Source organism: Pseudomonadota bacterium (assembly GCA_022361155.1).
Classification (GTDB): domain Bacteria; phylum Myxococcota_A; class Polyangia; order Polyangiales; family JAKSBK01; genus JAKSBK01.
In genome coordinates, this window is record JAKSBK010000504.1 from 1 (window position 1) to 1582 (window position 1582).

General features: G+C 62.3%; 2 protein-coding genes. Both read right to left on the bottom strand.

The genetic code is table 11. From position 1 onward, the window contains the following. On the bottom strand, nt 1-854 hold an 854-nt coding region (locus MJD61_18855), incomplete at its 3' end, for an ATP-binding protein (GenBank protein MCG8557324.1). Between the two features lie 197 nt (nt 855-1051). Next, a complete protein-coding gene (locus MJD61_18860; GenBank protein MCG8557325.1) occupies nt 1052-1438 on the bottom strand; it encodes a hypothetical protein in 387 nt (128 codons plus the stop codon). Nucleotides 1439-1582: the final 144 nt, after the last annotated feature.

The following is a 1582-nucleotide window of genomic DNA, read 5'->3' on the forward strand; positions in this document are numbered from 1 at the left end:
ATGTAGCCGAGCTCGTTCAGGGTCTCGGTATAGTAGTGCACGCTGCCACGCGGGACTTGCGTCCGAGACGCTATCGCGGCCAGCGTGTTGGCGCCCGAAGCGACCGAGGCCAGCACCGCGTGGTACTTCTCAAGATCACGAAGCTCTTCACGCAGCAGGAAGTCGGGCTCACGGAACAGCGGGGCAAACTCCGACAGTATCGTGGCTTGGAGGTTCTGCCGAATCGAAAGCTCCGGATCAAGGGCTCGATGGTATTGCGCAACGCCGCCACAGAAGAAGTATGCGCTGGCCTGGTCGGTGCGCGACCAGCGCGGATGGAACTCGGCGGCTTCCTGCGGCTCAAATGGTCGCAAGCGTATCTCGGCCGTGCGCCGGCCGAAGAGCGGGCTCTTTCGCCCCAAGACCTCGCGTTCCATGAAACCTATCAGCGAGCCGCAAAGTATCAGCATCACGCCGGCACTGCGCCACTGTCGGTCCCATAGCTCCTGCAGGACGCTCGTCAGTTCGGGACAGGACTCCGCAGTCCATTGGAACTCATCAAAAGCGAGCACCAGCTTGCCGGGCCCGCGCCAACGATCCGTGACCTCCTGCAGCAGCGACTTCCAGTCGCCTCTCGGACCGAGCGACTCCAGCAGGCGTTCATCCAGCAGTCGGGCAGCCTCGCGCGCGAATTCGCGCAGCTGCAGCTCGCGCGGCGCCGACTTGCCAACGAAATAGAGCCCCGGTCGCGAGCGCAGGAACTGCCGCAAGAGCTCGCTCTTGCCAATCCGCCGGCGACCGTAGACCGGCACGAATGCCCCCTCTGTCCGGTTGTACTGCCGCCCGAGCAGCTCGAGCTCACGTCTCCGACCCACGAACATGTCTAACTCATCAAGTCATAACTCATCAAGTCATAACTCATCAAGTCATAACTCACCGATTCTAGGCTCGCACCGTGGACCCTCATCGGCGTGCAGCGACCCCGGAAAGCACCCGATCAAATGGGTCTGGAACGCTCTCGGATCAGGCGGCGAGCCTGACATCGGCGACGTAGTAGTCACGGCGTAGCACTTCAAATGCACGGGGGAGCCGTTCGCTTTGAGCAAGCGCACGTAGGGTCAGGATGTTGTCGACACCCTCGGGGGTGCCAACGCTGGCCCGAGCGACATGCTCGCGCCTTGACCACCGATTTGTACGCTGCCTCGGTTGGGCCGCTGCCACACGGCAGCCCGGACGCTCGGTGCGAGGCGTAGTGCATCCGGTCCTTGTTGTTTTCGAGGTAGGTCAACTCATCGACAAGCGCCTCGCAGCACTTGCCTGCGGCGTTGAATCGGTGCTTGCGTATCCACGCCTCGATCGTGTCAATCGCGTCGTCGTCTTCATCGAGTTTGTAGTTCCACTTGGCCAGCTGCTGCTCGCACCATGCGGGCGTGTAGCCGGCCGCGCGTAGCGCCGTCATGAGGTGCTCGTTGAGGTGGTATCTGGTACTGGCGGCGGAGTCTTGGACGACGCAGCCACAAAACCAACATGACCTGGCAACGAATGCGGCGGCTCATTGAGCGCTGGCTACCTCCCGCCCGCATCTTGCATCCCTATCCCCTGC

Bases quoted from the DNA above. Each gene is read 5' to 3' on its own strand.
- MJD61_18860 (MCG8557325.1), bottom strand. From the start codon at position 1,438: ATGACGGCGCTACGCGCGGCCGGCTACACGCCCGCATGGTGCGAGCAG.